The organism is Lysinibacillus sp. FSL H8-0500 (assembly GCF_038051955.1).
Lineage (GTDB): Bacteria > Bacillota > Bacilli > Bacillales_A > Planococcaceae > Lysinibacillus > Lysinibacillus macroides.
The window spans coordinates 4119031-4136234 of the sequence record NZ_CP150292.1 but is presented as its reverse complement, the minus strand read 5'-3'; the positions used below and the strand labels follow the sequence as shown (position 1 = coordinate 4136234).

17 protein-coding genes and 1 pseudogene are annotated in these 17204 nt (G+C 37.4%); 14 read left to right on the top strand and 4 right to left on the bottom strand.

The genetic code is table 11. The features are described 5' to 3' along the window. Nucleotides 1-9: 9 nt before the first annotated feature. Nucleotides 10-861, bottom strand: coding sequence for a hypothetical protein (locus tag MHB44_RS19855; protein WP_053995390.1), 852 nt, complete (start codon nucleotides 859-861; stop codon nucleotides 10-12). Between the two features lie 221 nt (nucleotides 862-1082). Between MHB44_RS19855 and MHB44_RS19850 the strand changes: the two genes are divergently transcribed. The 6 genes from MHB44_RS19850 (at nucleotide 1083) to rlmD (ending at nucleotide 7335) form a co-directional block, all read left to right on the top strand. Further along, nucleotides 1083-1643, top strand: coding sequence for a thioredoxin family protein (locus MHB44_RS19850; RefSeq protein WP_053995391.1), 561 nt, complete (start codon nucleotides 1083-1085; stop codon nucleotides 1641-1643). A gap of 67 nt (nucleotides 1644-1710) precedes the next feature. Continuing rightward, nucleotides 1711-2625, top strand: coding sequence for a diacylglycerol kinase (locus tag MHB44_RS19845; RefSeq protein WP_053995392.1), 915 nt, complete (start codon nucleotides 1711-1713; stop codon nucleotides 2623-2625). Nucleotides 2626-3400: 775 nt separating this feature from the next. Next, entirely contained in the window at nucleotides 3401-4747 is a 1347-nt protein-coding gene (locus MHB44_RS19840; protein ID WP_053995394.1) for a cytochrome ubiquinol oxidase subunit I, read from the top strand. Next, nucleotides 4744-5769 carry a cytochrome d ubiquinol oxidase subunit II gene (locus MHB44_RS19835; RefSeq protein WP_341300546.1) on the top strand — a complete coding sequence of 342 codons (1026 nt, stop codon included), beginning with the start codon at nucleotides 4744-4746 and terminating at the stop codon, nucleotides 5767-5769. Before MHB44_RS19840 ends, MHB44_RS19835 begins: the two co-directional genes overlap by 4 nt. Nucleotides 5770-5783: 14 nt before the next feature. Continuing rightward, nucleotides 5784-5906 (top strand): hypothetical protein, encoded by a 123-nt coding sequence (locus tag MHB44_RS19830; protein ID WP_268766631.1) that lies wholly within the window; start codon nucleotides 5784-5786, stop codon nucleotides 5904-5906. Nucleotides 5907-5967: 61 nt separating this feature from the next. Next, entirely contained in the window at nucleotides 5968-7335 is a 1368-nt protein-coding gene (rlmD, locus tag MHB44_RS19825) for a 23S rRNA (uracil(1939)-C(5))-methyltransferase RlmD (protein WP_341303012.1), read from the top strand. 837 nt (nucleotides 7336-8172) lie between these two features. Here the strand turns inward: rlmD and MHB44_RS19820 are convergent. Further along, complete coding sequence (locus MHB44_RS19820) at nucleotides 8173-8760, bottom strand: TetR/AcrR family transcriptional regulator (protein WP_018664382.1); 588 nt, start codon at nucleotides 8758-8760, stop codon at nucleotides 8173-8175. Between the two features lie 176 nt (nucleotides 8761-8936). Here MHB44_RS19820 and MHB44_RS19815 point away from each other — a divergent pair, with 176 nt between their 5' ends. The 3 genes and pseudogenes from MHB44_RS19815 to MHB44_RS19805 all read left to right on the top strand — a co-directional run bounded on the left by MHB44_RS19815 (nucleotide 8937) and on the right by MHB44_RS19805 (nucleotide 11168). Then, a complete protein-coding gene (locus tag MHB44_RS19815; protein ID WP_018664383.1) occupies nucleotides 8937-9800 on the top strand; it encodes an alpha/beta hydrolase in 864 nt (287 codons plus the stop codon). 36 nt (nucleotides 9801-9836) lie between these two features. Continuing rightward, nucleotides 9837-10223 (top strand): annotated as a pseudogene (locus MHB44_RS19810) (N-acetyltransferase); the annotation flags it as partial. A gap of 303 nt (nucleotides 10224-10526) precedes the next feature. Further along, a complete protein-coding gene (locus MHB44_RS19805; RefSeq protein WP_018664385.1) occupies nucleotides 10527-11168 on the top strand; it encodes a Vat family streptogramin A O-acetyltransferase in 642 nt (213 codons plus the stop codon). A gap of 840 nt (nucleotides 11169-12008) precedes the next feature. Here MHB44_RS19805 and MHB44_RS19800 read toward each other — a convergent pair. Beyond that, nucleotides 12009-12212: a hypothetical protein gene (locus tag MHB44_RS19800; RefSeq protein WP_033826700.1), complete on the bottom strand. Its 204-nt coding sequence runs from the start codon at nucleotides 12210-12212 to the stop codon at nucleotides 12009-12011. A gap of 24 nt (nucleotides 12213-12236) precedes the next feature. Here MHB44_RS19800 and MHB44_RS19795 point away from each other — a divergent pair, with 24 nt between their 5' ends. The 3 genes from MHB44_RS19795 (at nucleotide 12237) to MHB44_RS19785 (ending at nucleotide 15207) form a co-directional block, all read left to right on the top strand. Then, nucleotides 12237-12659 carry a DUF2800 domain-containing protein gene (locus MHB44_RS19795; RefSeq protein ID WP_312126548.1) on the top strand — a complete coding sequence of 141 codons (423 nt, stop codon included), beginning with the start codon at nucleotides 12237-12239 and terminating at the stop codon, nucleotides 12657-12659. Beyond that, the gene (locus tag MHB44_RS19790; protein ID WP_341300545.1) at nucleotides 12652-13200 is read left to right on the top strand and encodes a DUF2815 family protein; all 549 of its coding nucleotides are present in this window, start codon (nucleotides 12652-12654) and stop codon (nucleotides 13198-13200) included. Before MHB44_RS19795 ends, MHB44_RS19790 begins: the two co-directional genes overlap by 8 nt. 72 nt (nucleotides 13201-13272) lie before the next feature. After that, the gene (locus MHB44_RS19785) at nucleotides 13273-15207 is read left to right on the top strand and encodes a DNA polymerase (protein WP_001084821.1); all 1935 of its coding nucleotides are present in this window, start codon (nucleotides 13273-13275) and stop codon (nucleotides 15205-15207) included. 284 nt (nucleotides 15208-15491) lie between these two features. Here MHB44_RS19785 and MHB44_RS19780 read toward each other — a convergent pair whose 3' ends face one another. Continuing rightward, on the bottom strand, nucleotides 15492-16091 hold the full coding sequence (locus MHB44_RS19780; RefSeq protein WP_015926218.1) for a TetR/AcrR family transcriptional regulator: 600 nt from the start codon (nucleotides 16089-16091) through the stop codon (nucleotides 15492-15494). Nucleotides 16092-16194: 103 nt separating this feature from the next. Here MHB44_RS19780 and MHB44_RS19775 point away from each other — a divergent pair, with 103 nt between their 5' ends. Together MHB44_RS19775 and MHB44_RS19770 are read left to right on the top strand one after the other, a co-directional pair. Beyond that, on the top strand, nucleotides 16195-16908 hold the full coding sequence (locus MHB44_RS19775) for a GAP family protein (protein WP_341300544.1): 714 nt from the start codon (nucleotides 16195-16197) through the stop codon (nucleotides 16906-16908). 25 nt (nucleotides 16909-16933) lie between these two features. Then, entirely contained in the window at nucleotides 16934-17152 is a 219-nt protein-coding gene (locus tag MHB44_RS19770) for a hypothetical protein (protein WP_039236448.1), read from the top strand. Nucleotides 17153-17204: the final 52 nt, after the last annotated feature.

The following is a 17204-nucleotide window of genomic DNA, read 5'->3' as shown; positions in this document are numbered from 1 at the left end:
CCTAATATATTAAGGAATGATTGGATAAAAATAAGAAAATCTTAATTTTGGTGTTAAACTATAGGGCTTTGTGCTATTTGAAACCTTACCTTGTAATTGAACACTCCACTGACTATGAAAGGCTTTATTTTGAACAGCAGGAATATTGGCGATCCATGAATAGGAGGAGGTGTTAATCCACGAAGAATCGGTCGCTAATTTAATTCGTCTATATTCACTTGTTGCAGAATTTACCTTAGTGCCACCAAATGTAACTTGGTAAACAATAGCTTTTTTAGGGACGTCTGCGATATGTCTAAGATCATACGTATCTTGAGCAGTATTAATTGACGTCGTTAATGTTAAGGGTGTTGCTGCTGTGTATTCATAGGAATCCACCGTATAATTGGGGCTGCCAACGGTAAAGCGATATTCCCCACCTGTTCCAAAAACACTTGAAACTTTCACATAGTAAATCCCCGCTGTGGATACATTAAATTCGTAAGGAAAGGCGCCTATAAAAGAAGGATCTTTACTATAGTCCTCTTCAAAAATTTGCCCCAAAGTAGCATCAAATATTTCAAATTTAAAGATTGGACCTGTTTGACCATTGATAGATAAATAGGTTTCTGGATTGGCAGGTAAATAAACTTGATACCAATCCTCGTCTGTTGCACTCGACAAATTGCCAACTAACACTTTTTGACTCGCATTATTCCCATTAATCATTTGAGCTGGATCATGATTGTTTCTCTCAATAAGCTGCGCATTTACTGATGTATCATTTGGTTCTGTCTCATCAATTATAGCTGCAGCTGCTTCTTCGATGAAAAATGGTAAAGAGATAAACAAAACAAATAGAAAAGCGTAAATCTTTCTCATTATTAAAACTCCTCACATTTTTTATTAGAAGGACCTTCCTTTACTATATCGAACATAATATGTAAATATTTATATTATTTCGGAAAATAAATACTTAGATATTTTATAAATTAGAAGTAAATAGTACTTATATTTTTTGTAAATAAAAAGAGCTTTACAGTTGTCTTAAATGCGGATTCGTAGCAAAATATAGAATAGATTATACTGAGGGGGACGAGCCAGTGAAAACAGAACAACAATATTTTAATGAAGCTATTTCTATCCAACAATACATGGACAATATGACAACACTTAAAGAAGAGAGTTTTCGTATTTATGACGGCTTTGAAGTACCAACAAACGATGGCTTTGTTGATTTATTAAAGAACAAGCAGCCAAAGATTTTAACAATTACGGAGGATTGGTGCGGTGATGCAATGTTAAATAATCCAATTATTCGCCGTGTGGCTGAGGCAGCGGGCATAGACATGCGTGCCGTTTTACGTGATGCTGATACAAATTTAATTGATCGTTATTTAACAAATGGTGGTCGTGCGATTCCCATCTATCTGCTATTAGATGACACTGGGGAGGTTATTGGCAAATGGGGACCACGTGCACCTGAATTACAGGAGCTGGTGGTAACGAAACGAGCAAGCTTACCAGATAAAGAAGACCCAGCGTTTGAAGAGGCGCAAAAGGCACTGTATACGGAAATTCGTGAAGAAAATATTTCCAACCAATCTTATTGGACTTTTGTCTATGAGGACTTTAAAAAGCAAATAACAGCAGCATTACAATAAATAATGCAACATTTCAATGTATAATTCGTTGAATGAAATAGAATCTTATGAAGCAGGAAGGTATGTTATGAAACGAGCAAGAATCATTTATAATCCTACATCTGGACGTGAAGCATTTAAGAAGCATCTCCCAGAGGTGTTAGAGAAACTAGAGGTAGCGGGCTATGAGACATCTTGTCATGCAACAACAGGTGAAGGCGATGCAACACTTGCAGCAAAAGATGCGGTAGAGCGCGGCTTTGATATAATTATTGCAGTTGGTGGAGATGGCACATTAAATGAAGTTGTTTCAGGTGTAAGTCCATATGAAAATCGTCCGAAAATTGGTCTAATTCCGATGGGCACTACAAATGATTTTGCCCGTGCTGTGCATATTCCTCGAAATATTGATGAGGCAGTAGAGATTATTATTCAAGGTGATACCCTACCAGTGGACGTTGGTTTATTAAATGGTGAACGTTATTTTATCAATATTGCAGCTGGCGGCCGAATCACAGAGCTAACATATGAAGTACCAAGTAAAATGAAAACAATGCTTGGTCAGCTAGCTTATTATTTAAAAGCAGTAGAGATGATACCATCCATTAAAGCTTCACATATGCGTATTGAATACGATGGAGAAGTATTTGATGGAGATGCCATGATGTTTCTTTGCGGACTTACAAATTCAGTAGGTGGCTTTGAGAAGCTTGCGCCAGATGCTAGCATTAATGATGGCTACTTTACCTTAATTGTGTTAAAAAAGGTCAGCTTACCTGAGTTTATTCAGCTTGCTGCTATGGCATTAAGAGGTGAGCATTTAAATGATGATCGGGTCATTTATAAAAAAGCAAGCGTTGTAAAAGTTACGACAGAAAATGAAGTACATCTCAACTTAGATGGCGAATATGGCGGCGATGCACCTGCCACATTTGAAAACCTAAAGCGTCATATCGAAATATTTGTACCTCTTGCGGATATTCGTGAGGATGACCGTATTTAATGTTGAAAGCTCCAGGTGGGAAAGCATGGGATTGCCGCTCAAAAGCGGGAGAATGTGCTCAATAAAGGTAGTGCAGCGCTCAAAAGCGAGAGAATGCCGTTCAATAAAAGTAGCCCAGCGCTCAAAAGCGGGAGAATACGCTCAATAAAGGTAGCCCAGCGCTCAAAAGCGGGAGAATGTCGCTCAATAAAAGTAGCCCAGCGCTCAAAAGTGAGAGAATACGCTCAATAAAAGTAGCCCAGCGCTCAAAAGCGAGAGAATAAGCTCAATAAAGGTAGCCCAGCGCTCAAAAGCGAGAGAATGCCGTTCAATAAAAGTAGCCCAGCGCTCAAAAGCGGGAGAATACGCTCAATAAAGGTAGCCCAGCGCTCAAAAGCGGGAGAATGCCGCTCAATAAAGGTAGCCCAGCGCTCAAAAGTGAGAGAATACGCTCAATAATAGGAGTACTCCACTCAAAAGTGTGGCACTCCCGCTTAATTATAGCGATTATTTCACTCCCATAAGAGATTGTGAATAAATTAAGTAAAATGTTTGGCAAATGTGCGTATATTACTTGAACAAAATTTGAAACCTTTATAATAGACTGAAATTTCGGTCCGTTATAAAGGTTTTTTTCGTTGCAATAGTGGAAAATAAGGGTATGAATAGGGGAAGGGGAGTGTTGCCTTTGTATAAATCACAAGAAAAAAAGCTGATGTGGTTAAGCTTTGGTGTGGCAATTATTATGCTACTTTCCATTCTTGGAAAAATATTCGGTAGCTAAGGGGGCAATAAGATGATTAATGAGTCAGCAGTCTTTTGGAGTCGGGCATTAACGGAGTTAACATTATCGTTCCATATTATTTATGCAACAATTGGTGTAGGCGTTCCGTTAATGATTATGATTGCCCAATGGACTGGATATAAAAAGAATGATGAGCATTATATCTTACTAGCAAGACGCTGGGCACGTGGTTTTGTTATTACCGTTGCAGTTGGTGTTGTCACAGGAACAGCGATTGGCTTACAATTATCTTTATTGTGGCCCAACTTTATGCAGCTAGCTGGTCAAACGATTGCATTGCCACTTTTTATGGAAACATTTGCATTTTTCTTTGAGGCTATATTCCTAGGGATTTATTTATACACTTGGGATCGTTTTGATAGTCAGAAAAAGCATATGCTGTTACTAATACCTGTAGCTGTAGGGGCGTCAATGTCTGCTGTTTTTATTACCATTGTGAATGCCTTTATGAATGCTCCACAGGGCTTTGATATTGTGAATGGCGAGCTTGTGAATATTCAGCCCTTACTAGCAATGTTTAACCCAGCCATGCCAACAAAGGTGGCACATGTACTTGTTACTGCCTATATGACATCGGCATTTGTGCTAGCAGCTATTGCAGGCTACAGAATGCTAAAAGGCTCGAAGCATGTCTATCATAAAAAATCACTACTTTTATTAATGAAAATTGGCTTAATTTTTTCTATAGCAGCAGCTGTGATTGGCGACTTTTCAGGAAAATATTTAGCCGAATATCAACCCGAAAAATTAGCTGCAGCAGAATGGCATTTTGAAACAGAGGGTAAAGCCTCACTTGTTTTATTTGGTGTATTAGATGGGGAAGAAGTAAAATATGCTATTAAAATTCCGTATGCTTTAAGTATTCTTGCACATTTTAATCCTAACGCAGAGGTTATTGGCTTAGATCAATTTGCAGAAGAGGACTTACCACCGCTCTATATTCATTATCTTTTTGATATTATGGTGTCCATCGGTATGTTTATGCTGCTTATATCATTGCTTTATGTAATCGGACAAAAACGTGGCTGGCTGTTTATTCATACACGCTGGTACAGGTGGGTCATTGTAGCAGGCGGTCCACTTTCCATAATTGCCATTGAAGCGGGATGGTGGCTAGCGGAGGTGGGACGTCAGCCGTGGATACTTTATGGCTTAATGCGTACACCAGAAGGAGCTACAACAAGTGAGCATGTGGATTTAATGCTGTTATTATTTGCAGGTGTCTATGCGGTCTTAGCAGTCGGAAGTATTGTTGTATTAGTGCGTATGTTTAAAAAGAATCCAATTGAGCGTGAAATTGAAGATCGCCATTCTGAACAAGGCGGTGATATTCTATGACATTAGAGATTTTAGGGATTTCTGTATTATGGATATTTTTATTTGGCTATGTAGTTGTTGCATCCATTGATTTCGGTGCAGGCTTTTTTAACGCGTATAGTCTACTCATTGGCAAAAATCATATATTAACAAACATCATTAAACGTTATTTATCACCTGTATGGGAAGTAACAAATGTGTTTTTAGTGTTTTTCTTTGTAGGAATTGTAGGATTTTTCCCGCAAACCGCCTTTTATTACGGAACGATTTTACTTGTGCCTGTCAGTATTTCACTTGTCCTATTGGCAATTCGAGGCTCTTACTATGCATTTGAGGCTTACGGGGCACGTGGACATATCGGCTATACACTGACATATGGTGTAGCAGGCTTACTAATCCCAGCGTCCTTTTCTGTTGTTTTTGCAATTGCAGGTGGTGGCTATGTGGATATGGTAGATGGGCAGCCTGTATTAAACTATTGGACATTATACACAAGTCCATTTGCATGGAGTATTGTCGTCTTAAGCATTGCCGCTGTATTGTATATTTCCGCTGTATTTTTAACATGGTATGCGCATAAAGCAAATGATATAGAAGCAACAAAGCTGATGCGAAAGTATGCACTTGTTTGGGCAGTTCCTTTAATGATTAGTGCACTTGGCATTATGTATGAAATGAAATCCATTAACCCAGAAAGCTACAATCATATGGTTGATTTATGGTGGATGTTCGCCATATCAGCTATACTATTTATAATCACTGTTCTACTGATAGCAAAGCGTAAAAAGTACGGGCTTGCAGTGGGCCTTTTGATTGCTCAATTTGCAGTAGCGTTCTTTGCGTATGGCATTGCACAATATCCATATTTACTGTATCCATACTTAACGATTTATGATAGCTTTACAAGCACGCAAATGGCGATTGCATTGGTGATTGCATTTGTTTTAGGGCTTTGTCTTCTTTTGCCATCACTATATTTATTGATGAAATTATTTTTATTCAATAAAAGTTATGTGACAGGAAAAGAAGATAATCATGCGTAGGAGGGACTCGATGTATGCAAAGCTTTTTGATTTTTTATGCGCCATTTATAGTCGTTATCCTTGGTATTATGTGTGCATTTTGGTGGGCACCAAAGGATCAATATATTACAAAGAAACAAGAAAAGGGTCGCGAATAGCGGCTCTTTTTTCAGTCGTCAACACATGCTACAATAAGAGGATTGAAATGGAGTGAGTAAAATGTCAGCACCTGTGAAAAAAAATGAACGACTCTCAGTTTATATAGAAGATTTAACGCATGATGGCAATGGTGTCGCTAAGGTTGATGGTTATCCATTGTTTATTCAAGGCGCATTGCCAAATGAGACGGCTGAAATTCATGTAGTAAAAACATTAAAAAATTATGGCTTTGCAAAAGTTCAAGAAATTCTTAAGCCATCACCAGATCGTGTAGAAGCACCGTGTGACTACTTCAAGCAATGTGGCGGCTGTCAGCTACAGCATTTGTCCTACGAGGGACAGTTAAAATGGAAGGAAAATATGGTGCGGAATGTCATGCAGCGTATTGGCAAAATCACTGCACCTGTGCTTCCTGTAAAAGGTATGGAAGAGCCTTGGCATTATCGTAACAAAGCCCAAATTCCATTCGCTACAAATGAAGCAGGACAAGCAATTGCAGGTTTTTACAAAACCAAAACACATAGCATTGTGGATATGGAGCGCTGCTTAATTCAAACAGGAGAGGCAGATGCAATACTGGCAGGCTTAAAAAAAGAATTGGCAACAATCGGGATTCGCCCATATAATGAGCAAACACATGAGGGGATGTTACGCCATGTTGTGATTCGTAAAGCACGAGCAACAGGTCAGATCATGGTTGTCCTCGTCACGAAAAAGAAAAAGTTCTCTCAAAAAGAAGCAGCCATTGCAGTGATTCAAAAACTTGTTCCGAATGTTACATCGATTATGCAAAATATTAATAGCGCTAAAACAAATGTCATCTTTGGCGATGAAACAATCAATCTGTGGGGCAAAGATGTGATTATTGATACAATTGGCGATGTGCGCTTTGAAATCTCAGCGCGTTCCTTCTATCAGGTGAATCCAGTGCAAACAGAGGTGCTTTATCAGCAGGCACTTGATTATGCAGATTTGCAGGGGAATGAACGAGTAATTGATGCGTATTGTGGTATTGGTACAATCTCCTTATTCCTTGCACAACAAGCAAAGGCTGTAATGGGTGTTGAAATCGTCCCACAAGCAATTGAGGATGCCAAGCGAAATGCAGCGTTGAACGGTTTTACAAATACTTATTTTGAAGCTGGCCCAGCAGAGGAAGTCATTCCACGCTGGTACAAAGAGGGCAAGGAAGCTGATGTCCTCGTTGTCGACCCACCGCGCAAAGGCTGTGATGAAGCATTATTAAAGACCATTTTAGAGCAGCGCCCAAAACGAGTAGTCTATGTATCCTGCAACCCAGCCACACTAGCACGCGACCTGCGCATTTTAGAGGATGGTGGCTATCAAACGCAGGAAATTCAGCCTGTCGATATGTTTCCACATTCGACACATGTTGAGTGTGTGGCGTGGATGTCTAGGGTGGTGTAGATAAATATTAATCTCTTGGCAACCAAAATAAACTCTTGCTAACTTCACCACCAATACTGTCAAAATAAACATTTGCTTTTTCAATATAAAACTCATTAAAAACTCGGTTTTTCCACATCAGGATCCCGAGTTTTTTATGTCTTTTTCAATATCATTTCAATACATATATGTACCTAAACCGATTGATAATAGTGGGTTTATCCAATATACTAATCAATATAATCTCAATAATTTTTCCACTATTTTTATCTTTTTTCTTTACCTCTTATCTCAACCATTTTCTTCCCTCTATTATGGCAAAACTTTATTCCAACTCCGAAAAAACCGTGAAAAAACAGCCGAAAAAGGCCCGAAAAACGACCGATTTTAATCCAAAATTGGATAAAAATGAGGGGTCTGTAGCAAAACATTATTATGAGTGAAACGGTGGAATGCGGGTTGGAGGGGTGGGGTTTTAGCAAATGATTATTCTTATGGTGGAAAATTGTCTGTTTAAAAAGTAAATCTCTCAATTAAAATAAACATTACCGACTCTGATCCGAATATCGTTAAAATGAACATTTGGAAGTTCTTAAAAGAAAAAAGAGAGAAAATATAGATAAAAAATGAAGGGTTGAATCTAAAACAAGATTCAACTCCTTATTTTGATAAAATATTTCTTTAAGAACATTTACTTGAATTATAGTTTGAAAATTCCCTCAGTAAAGTTTTTTCTCAAATGCTTTTGTTTGGTTTAATCGAGGATAAGCCCAAGGAGTAATTCCGAAAATAAGTCTTCATTTTTATTAAATACTTAATTTAAGAATTCCTACCCAACTTTACTTGGTAAACAAGGTCTTAATCTTCTTTCTTACCTGCTATGCCGTAAAAGAATAACTTGGTAAGATCCTCAGCAATTGGAAGTGTCATTGTGGCAACATCTTCACGCTGCAAATATTCTTGAAACATCTTTAAATAGAATAAAATAGCTTCATCTGATATCTCAGAGTCAATATATCCTTGTTCTCTACCTTCATTAAAAAGTTTAATGAAGAGTGGAAGGGCTTCCTTTTGATATACTTCTTCAACATAACTCTGCCCACTTGCATAATCTTTCATAAAGTCTTGAAAAAATCGTTCGCTTATTTGATTAGCGGCAATACCTTTTTCAAATATAATCTTTTTAATCTTCTCATTAAATGGAAGGTCATTAACTAATAGATGTTTTTGTTCATCCCATATCTGATCAACATAAAACTTAAAAACTAAACGAACTAGATTTTCTTTACTTTCAAAGTAATTATATATGGTGACTTGCGATACATTGGCCTTTTTAGCTATTTCTGTAATAGATACCTTTTGTAATCCATACTCCATGAATAGGGCTAATGCGGCATTTAAAATGTCTCTTTTCTTTTGTTCCCTACGTTTTTCAAACCCATCCATTTTCTTCACCTCATTGTTAGTTTAATAAAAATTATGTAATAAAACAATAAAAATAGTTCATAAGTTGTTGCAGAAAAAATAGTTTTTGTATATTATGAAATAAACGAGTTAAAATAGTTCATAATTTAAAGGCGATGAAACATGAATCTATTAAAATGCTGTGGAGGATTAATATTATGATAGGAAACTTTCCAGAAATTAAAACGATAAAACTAAAATTAAATGATATAAATGTCAATTGCTATACAGCTGGAGAATCTGGTTCTCCTGTGATACTTTTGCATGGTGCAGGAGTTGATTCAGCAAATATATCTTGGAGTGAGGTATTAGGTCCTTTATCAAAAAATCACCGTGTATTTGCTCCTGACCTTCCTGGGTATGGAGAAAGTGATAAACCTAATGTGGAATATTCACTTTCCTTTTACATTGATATATTGAATCAAATAATAGATCGTCTTCACCTTGAGAAGGCTAACTTGGTTGGACTATCTTTAGGTGGAGGAATCTCTCTTGGGTATACGCTCGAATATCCAGCTCGAGTAGAAAAGCTAGTATTAGTAGGTGCGTGGGGGCTATTTAGTAAACTTCCTTATCATCTTCTCACTTATTGGTATACACAATCATTCCTCAATGAACTTTCGTATAAATGGTCAAGTAAAAGCAGAAGATTTGTGAAGTGGACGCTGCTAAATAGTTTATTTGGAAATCCTAATAATGTATCAGAAGAACTTGTAGATGAAATTTATGGATTTTTACAAGCACCACATGCTGGTAAAGCATTTATGTCATTCCAGAGAAGTGAGATTACACGCACAGGACTTAGAACTAAGTTGGCAGAAAATCTATCTGAAATTAAAAAACGGACATTAATCGTTCATGGGTCAAAAGATACCTCAGTTCCTATTAAACATGCGTTTGAAGCACATGAGGCTATGAAGGCTTCCGAGCTGTATGTAATGGAAGGGTGTAAACATTGGCCACAGAAAGAGAGACCGGAAGAGTTTACCCGAGTTATTACAACATTTCTAGGGAAAGAGTAAAGTAAAAATATGTACTTGAACAGGAGCTATAAAGAAATGAACATAGTAATTAAACAAGAACAGGTGAAAGACTATAAAATAACTGAAGAAGTGGTAAAGAATGCATTCGCTAATGCGGAGCACAGTGATAAAAATGAACATCATTTGGTGTCTCGTATTAGAAATTCAAACGTATTTATACCAGAATTATCTTTAGTGGCGATGGATAATGATGATAACAAACAAGTGGGACATATTCTATTATCCAAGATAAAAATTAAAAATGAAGATCAAGTTGTAGAGTCACTCGCTCTTGCACCTGTATCTGTCCTACCAGAATATCAAAATCAAGGCGTAGGTAAATTATTGATTAGTAAAGCATTGCAAAAGGCAAAAGAGCTTAGATTTAATTCGGTTGTTGTTTTAGGGCATCCTGAATATTATATCTTTTTTATTGGTGTTCAATATGGTTTTTTCTGAAGAAGTTCTAGAATTGGAGATGATACAGCTGTTCCGTTTTTAGAGCCCCTCTATTAAAAGTATATCTTTCATGGTAGTTTAATCCATTTCTTAATTGATTCATACTTCGAGTAACATTATTAAGCATTTTTTGACTATAAAAAAATAGACTTTAACCAGTTAGTAGGGGAAATGGAAAAAACGACCGCTGCCTCGGCCTGTGTGAAATAATTCGTTGTGATTAAATTAGCAAGTCATCTTTAAACAATGATATAAAGGAGTGAGTTTATGTCTGCTAATAATTTTCCTGGACCAAATCCACAAACTCCATTTCCATTAGAAGGAAATAAAAATGTTCAATTTATTAAGCCAACTATAACAAGAAAAAATGTTTCTGTTGGGGATTATTCGTACTACGATAGTAAACATGGAGAGTCATTTGAAGAACAAGTTCTATATCACTATGAAGTAATAGGTGATGAACTGATTATAGGAAAGTTTTGTTCGATAGGTCCAGGAACAACCTTTATTATGAATGGAGCGAACCATCAAATGGATGGCTCTACTTATCCATTCCATTTGTTTGGCAGTGGGTGGGATATGTATGTACCTACCTTAGACGACCTGCCGATTAAAGGAGATACTGAAGTCGGAAATGATGTATGGATAGGAAGAGATGTAACAATTATGCCTGGAGTCAAAATTGGAGATGGAGCAATAATTGCTGCACAATCAGTTGTTACAAAAAATGTAGCCCCCTATACAGTTGTTGGAGGAAATCCTGCGATAGTTATAAAAAAACGTTATTCAGATAAAGTAATAGAGGATTGGCTAACAATAAAGTGGTGGGATTGGGATTCTAAGAAAATTAGTGATAATCTCGAGTTCATAATAGGTGGACATATAGATAAATTGAAAAAGAACAATTAAATTAAGATCGGACTGGATGCTTAATAGGTTCTTCTGATCTTTATTCTAAAATACTTCACTCTCGAAAAGTAGTGTGGATGATGACTTACTTGGTGGGTTTTGTACCAAAAGGTTAAGAAAGTAATTTAAGTAGAAAATCTATTTTCTTATATCTGAAACTCTTTTTCTACTATGTAGATCAATAATAAACTCTTGACAGTCATAATAAACTTTTGCTTTTTCAATATAAAACTCATTAAAAATTCGGGTTTTCCTCATCAGGAACCCGGATTTTTTCATGTCTTTTTCAATATCTTTTCAATACAGTAATGTTCCCAAACTATTGATGTTACTGGCTTTTTCCAATATTCGATTCAATACTATTTCAATAACAAATCAATACTTATCCAATATTTTTATCTTTCCTCTTGATCTCTTATCTCCATTATTTTCTTCCCTCTATTATGTCAAAACTTTATTCTAACTCCGAAAAAACCATGAAAAAACCGCTAAAAAAGGCTCGTAAAACGATCGATTTTAATCCAAAATTGGATAAAAATGAGGGGTCTGTAGCAAAACTTTATTATGACTCGAACGGTGGAATGCGGGTTGGAGAGGTGGGATTTAGCAGATGATTATTCTTATGGTACAGGTGGAGAAATAAGGCTATTCAAAGCACTGATAAATAAAGGGTTTCCTGACATTGAACTTTGCTCACGGCTACTTTGCCGAGGATGTTAAAGTCGGGAAACCCTCATTTTTATTCTTTGAGGAAACATATCAACTACCCTGAAAACGATAGGGTCGAGTTGACAGATTAGATTTTTTATTGAGGTTGAGGAGACAGGATAGATGTATTATTTAATCTTCTCGTACAGCATCTGTATCGAAAATTCTATCCAGTTCCTCATTTGATGTTATGCCACGAACTTTATTCCTAATCGTTGTTTTTCCCATATCTAGTCGATAGAAATGTTCACGACCATCTACACCTTTTTTAAGTCGAATGAGCTGAATCCTGCCAAATATATCCCAATGCTTCTCTGCGAATTTTGCTAAACCCACTGCCTTAGGATAATTGTCTTTAAATTGCCACCCCTACTTCCGGACTCCGAAATTGAAGAAGTTCTTTCTAAACTGTCTGACCTTACAAAGTGGGCAAATGAAATCATTGCTTATGCCACGGATGCTGCTGTTAATCACGGGAAAGAGTGGCGCGGTTTTAAGGTAGTCGAGGGCAGGTCTATCCGTAAATATAAGGACGAAGAGGCTGTGGCTGAAGTAGCCAAGGCAAACGGCTATAAGGATATCTATCGTCAGAGTCTCATTACCCTTACGGAAATGCAGAAGCTGATGGGTAAAAAGAAATTTGAGCAAATTCTCGGTGGCCTCATACATAAACCACCGGGCAAGCCAACGCTGGTTCCAAATTCGGATAAGCGGCCAGCTATGAATATATCAAACGTAAATAACGAATTTAACGAAATAACGGAGGAATTGGAATATGAATAATCAAAACAGAACGAAGGTTATTACAAGTATCAACACCCGTCTCAGCTACTTTCACGGCTGGGAACCCGTATCCATCAATGGCGGAGCGGAAAAGTACAGCGTATCCGTATTGATTCCCAAAACAGATAAGGAAACCATCAATGCTATCAATGCAGCAGTAGATGCAGCCATTGAAGAGGGCATTGCACAGTTTGGTGGTAAAAAGCCGAATAAGGCGGCTATCAAACTGCCACTTCGTGATGGTGATGTAGAACGTGATGATGAGGCTTATAAAGGGCATTATTTTGTAAATGCCAACAGCAAGACGCCACCCCAAATAGTAGATAAAGCGGTTAGACCTATCTTGGATCGCAACGAGGTTTACAGTGGTTGTTATGCAAGAGTATCCCTGAATTTCTATGCTTTTAACTCTAATGGCAATAAGGGTGTAGCATGTGGACTTGGCAACATCCAGAAGATAAGAGATGGAGAGCCTTTAGGCGGAAGAACCAATGCAGCTGATGACTTCACAACTATTGAAGATGATGATTTTCTAGCATAAAGAATAAATACAGACGAGGTGGTGGAGGTTGTTCTTCTGCCACCTCGTTTGCATTGGAAAGGGTGGTAATACATGAACTCTATTTCTATTGACATTGAAACATTTAGTGGCGCCAATCTTCAAAAATCTGGAGTTTACCGTTATGCCGAGAGTGATGACTTTGAAATTCTACTATTTGGCTACTCGGTGGATGGCGGTGAAGTACAGGTGGTTGACCTTGCTTGCGGGGAGGAAATCCCCGATGAAATTATAAACGCACTTTTGGATGATTCCGTTACCAAATGGGCTTTTAATGCAATGTTTGAGCGTGTGTGTCTATCAAAATGGCTTAACCTTACAGAATATCTTGACCCCGCATCCTGGAAATGCTCCATGATATGGTCGGCATATATGGGGTTACCACTTTCTTTGGAGGGAGTTGGGGCGGTTCTAGGTTTGGAGAAACAAAAGCTAACAGAGGGTAAAGACCTCATCAAATATTTCTGTACACCTTGCTCCCCTACTAAATCAAATGGTGGTCGAGTTCGTAATCTGCCAGAACATGACATGGATAAATGGGAGCGGTTTAAAGCCTATAATCTTCGGGATGTGGAAGCTGAGATGTCAATACAACAGAGATTTTCTAAGTTTCTGGTGCCGGAAAATATCTGGGAGGAATATCATCTCGACCAGGAAATCAATGATCGCGGCATTGCCATTGACATGACTTTCGTAAAACAGGCTGTTGTGATGGATGAACATTCCCGTGAAAAGTTAATGGCTTTAATGCAAGATATAACCAATTTAGAGAATCCAAACTCTGTACAACAAATGAAAGACTGGCTTGCCGATAATGGGCTAGAAACAGATACCCTTGGTAAAAAAGCAGTTGCTGAGATGCTAAAGACGGCTCCTGAACCACTAGGAACTGTTTTAGAACTCCGTCAGCAACTTGCAAAATCCTCGGTGAAAAAATACACGGCAATGGAGAATGCGGTATGTAATGATGGTCGGGCAAGAGGAATGTTTCAGTTTTATGGTGCAAACAGAACTGGTAGGTTTTCGGGCAGGCTTATTCAACTGCAAAATCTCCCTCAAAACCATATGCCCGATTTGGAACAGGCTCGTGCTTTAGTTCGTAGCGGAAACTTTGATGCTCTTACCTTACTTTATGATTCAATCCCAGAGGTACTGTCGGAACTTATCCGTACCGCTTTTATACCACGAGAAGGTATGAAGTTCATTGTGGCAGATTTTTCAGCGATTGAGGCTCGTGTCATTGCCTGGCTAGCAGGCGAAAAATGGAGAATAGACGTTTTCCAAAACGGCGGAGACATCTACTGTGCCAGTGCTTCTCAAATGTTTAATGTACCTGTTGAAAAGCATGGTGTGAATGGCCATCTTCGTCAGAAAGGAAAAATTGCTGAACTAGCCCTCGGTTACGGCGGATCTGTTGGAGCATTAAAATCAATGGGTGCTTTGGAGATGGGAATTGAAGAAGAGGAACTTCAGCCTCTTGTAACGGCTTGGAGACAGTCCAATCCCAATATCACAAAACTCTGGTGGGATGTTGACCGGGCAGTAAAAACTTGTGTTAAGCAAAAAACTCCCACAGAGACACACGGCATTAAATTTATCTATCAAAGCGGGATGCTCTTTATTGCTCTTCCTTCTGGTAGACGGCTTGCCTATGTGAAACCTCGTATGGGAGAGAATATGTTTGGCGGTGAGTCAGTTACTTATGAAGGTGTCGGTGGAACGAAGAAATGGGAAAGAATCGAAAGCTACGGTCCCAAATTTGTAGAGAATATTGTTCAAGCAATCAGTCGTGACATCTTGTGTCATGCCATGCAGACATTAAAGAATTGTTCCATTGTGGCTCATGTACACGATGAAATTATCATCGAGGCAGATATGGGGACGTCACTTTCCGCTATCTGTGAACAGATGGCTAAGATGCCAACATGGGCAAATGGCCTGTTGCTTAGTGCTGATGGTTATGAGTGTCAGTTTTATCAAAAAGATTAAATTAATTGGTAATCGGATAATCGTGTGGGAGGAGGTTAAAAGACCTTCAATTTTTAAATAATGAAAACAGGATAGCACTTATTTTATGACCGGTACGTGCTATCTTGTTTGTTTAATAAACGCTCCATTTTTGTGGAATAAAGGGTTAAAATTCGAATCTTGAAGAAATATAGTGAAAGAACCGATTTTGACTCCTCTCTCTATAAAGTTAATAATAAATCAAGGGGTAAGACTAAATCTATTAAAAACACATGGGACAATAATTGATACATCGACCGATTAGCTTAATTGATTTTATTGCAGAGTGTCTCTAAATGATAACGAATAACTTCCTTCACCTTTTCTGGAGAGTATACATCAGGTCTTAATAAAGCATGAATTGACAATCCCTCTATTAATGCCGTTAACCTACTCTTTTCTAATTCTGCATTCATTGAATCTGATAATACGCCTTTTAGAGCTAAGATTTCAATCATTGAATTTGCTAATTCATATGTACCGTCCGTCATTTCATCTTTTTTGTCCTTTATTGTATCACTTGTAAGTGAACGTAATGCAAGAATCCACCAAACGCTCGTTTCAATTTTCTTTTCTTCATCTATTGGTACTAGCTCTAATAAAACTTCTTCTACTGCCTGCACTGGGTTTTCTGACCATTCTTTATTTTGAGAACGTTTTTTCCCTTCTTCTAAGTAGTAATTCATAATAAATAATAACATTTCATCTTGAGTTGAAAAATAATGTCTTAACGCACCAGAAGACATCCCTGCCTCAGCTGCAACTCTTCGTATAGACGCTTTCTCAACCCCTTCTTTCCTAATAATATTCCATGCAGCCTCAGCAATTTGTTTGCGCTTTTCATCATGATCAACAATTTTTGGCATTATAAAAATCACTTCCTTTATTTAGCACAGTGTGTTATTATCTTTTTATAGCACGATGTGTTAAATAGATAATACCACAACATTTAAAGGAGGACTAGTTTGTTTGATCGAAACTATTGAAGCATTGATGCCTTCTTCATCATTAGACATTTCTTCAGCATTAATGATTATTTCTTTGTGTGCTTTAATTGATATTTTAAGTCCCGGTGTACTGACTGTAACAGCCTATTTATTACTGACACAACCGAATCAGTTATCTTCTCGTTTATTTGTGTTTTTATTCATCACGCAGTTAGGCTATTTCATCACGGGTTTATTACTCTACTTTGGTGGAAATTCATTATTGAAGAGAATAGAACAATTGTCTCAGTTTGACTTTATCAATTGGTTTTATATCCTACTTGGAGCAGTTCTTGTTCTAATAAGCTTCAGTAAACCAAAAGAGACTACAAAAAAACGTTTAATTTCATTTATCCCCAAAAATACAACAATTAAAGGGATGATTATACTAGGAATCATTGTTTTCCTAATTGAATTTGTAACGGCATTGCCTTACTTTTATTCAATCTTTTTAATGAATCATCAAACAATTGAGACTACACCTGCTATCTTAATAATAATTGGATACAATCTAGTAATGATGCTTCCTTCTCTATTACTGTTAGGGGTTAATATTATATTTAAAGAAAGATCGCAACAATTTCTTATTAAAATCAGGTCAAAATTAAATGAAGCTCCAATCTCTTCACTCTTGGTAGCGACAGGAGTCATAGGTGCAGTTTTTTTTAATATCGGTCTTAGAGGCATATTAAATTAGAAAAAATATTAAAGAGGTGTTCATCATGAAAGAAATTATCAGTGGACTCAGCCTACTTTTTATTATTCAGGGAGTAGGAGGATTAATCAATCATTTGACTAATGGAGGAAAAAGTTGGTTTTTAGTAAATTATATTGATGCGTTTCAAGGGTTGGAAATCGTTTTGGACATTGTATTTATTGCAGTTGGTGGGATCATAGCTTTAGCCACTCGTAAAATAACATCAAGTAAAAGCGATAAGTGAACGATGCAAAAATAAAAAATACAGAGTGAGAATTTCTCGCTCTGTATTTTTT

Coding starts and splice junctions, on each gene's coding strand:
- MHB44_RS19855 (WP_053995390.1), bottom strand. CDS start 861: ATGAGAAAGATTTACGCTTTTCTATTTGTTTTGTTTATCTCTTTACCA.
- MHB44_RS19845 (WP_053995392.1), top strand. CDS start 1,711: ATGAAACGAGCAAGAATCATTTATAATCCTACATCTGGACGTGAAGCA.
- MHB44_RS19840 (WP_053995394.1), top strand. CDS start 3,401: ATGATTAATGAGTCAGCAGTCTTTTGGAGTCGGGCATTAACGGAGTTA.
- MHB44_RS19835 (WP_341300546.1), top strand. CDS start 4,744: ATGACATTAGAGATTTTAGGGATTTCTGTATTATGGATATTTTTATTT.
- MHB44_RS19830 (WP_268766631.1), top strand. CDS start 5,784: ATGCAAAGCTTTTTGATTTTTTATGCGCCATTTATAGTCGTTATCCTT.
- rlmD (WP_341303012.1), top strand. CDS start 5,968: ATGTCAGCACCTGTGAAAAAAAATGAACGACTCTCAGTTTATATAGAA.
- MHB44_RS19820 (WP_018664382.1), bottom strand. CDS start 8,760: ATGGATGGGTTTGAAAAACGTAGGGAACAAAAGAAAAGAGACATTTTA.
- MHB44_RS19815 (WP_018664383.1), top strand. CDS start 8,937: ATGATAGGAAACTTTCCAGAAATTAAAACGATAAAACTAAAATTAAAT.
- MHB44_RS19805 (WP_018664385.1), top strand. CDS start 10,527: ATGTCTGCTAATAATTTTCCTGGACCAAATCCACAAACTCCATTTCCA.
- MHB44_RS19790 (WP_341300545.1), top strand. CDS start 12,652: ATGAATAATCAAAACAGAACGAAGGTTATTACAAGTATCAACACCCGT.
- MHB44_RS19785 (WP_001084821.1), top strand. CDS start 13,273: ATGAACTCTATTTCTATTGACATTGAAACATTTAGTGGCGCCAATCTT.
- MHB44_RS19780 (WP_015926218.1), bottom strand. CDS start 16,091: ATGCCAAAAATTGTTGATCATGATGAAAAGCGCAAACAAATTGCTGAG.
- MHB44_RS19770 (WP_039236448.1), top strand. CDS start 16,934: ATGAAAGAAATTATCAGTGGACTCAGCCTACTTTTTATTATTCAGGGA.